The 534-nt window shown below is 45.7% G+C and carries 2 tRNA genes and 1 rRNA gene; all 3 read right to left on the bottom strand.

Annotated features, from left to right (window positions below):
* Nucleotides 1–188: 188 nt before the first annotated feature.
* A tRNA-Ala gene (locus E0D98_RS25655) sits at nt 189–264 on the bottom strand.
* 42 nt (nt 265–306) lie between these two features.
* A tRNA-Ile gene (locus E0D98_RS25650) sits at nt 307–383 on the bottom strand.
* Nucleotides 384–451: 68 nt separating this feature from the next.
* Nucleotides 452–534: ribosomal RNA gene (locus tag E0D98_RS25645) — 16S ribosomal RNA — on the bottom strand; the annotation flags it as partial.

Genomic DNA, 534 nt, shown 5'->3' with positions numbered 1-534 from the left:
TAACCTCACAACCCGAAGATGTTTCTTGCGATTCATCATCGTGTTGCGAAAATTTGAGAGACTCACGAACAACTTTCGTTGTTCAGTGTTTCAATTTTCAGCTTGATCCAGATTTTTAAAGAGCAAAACTTCGCAGTGAACCTTTGCAGGTACACTCTGAAGTATTTTTTATTTAATCACTACAGAGATGGTGGAGCTATGCGGGATCGAACCGCAGACCTCCTGCGTGCAAAGCAGGCGCTCTCCCAGCTGAGCTATAGCCCCATAACATGTAGTTAAAACCTCTTCAAATTTGCCGTGCAAATTTGGTAGGCCTGAGTGGACTTGAACCACCGACCTCACCCTTATCAGGGGTGCGCTCTAACCACCTGAGCTACAAGCCTGTAGAGGTTTTACTGCTCATTTTCATCAGACAATCTGTGTGAGCACTACAAAGAACGCTTCTTTAAGGTAAGGAGGTGATCCAACCGCAGGTTCCCCTACGGTTACCTTGTTACGACTTCACCCCAGTCATGAATCACAAAGTGGTAAGCG

This window comes from Escherichia sp. KCJ4928, assembly GCF_004352695.1.
GTDB lineage: Bacteria > Pseudomonadota > Gammaproteobacteria > Enterobacterales > Enterobacteriaceae > ECMA0423.
This window is presented reverse-complemented; position numbering and strand designations above follow the sequence as displayed.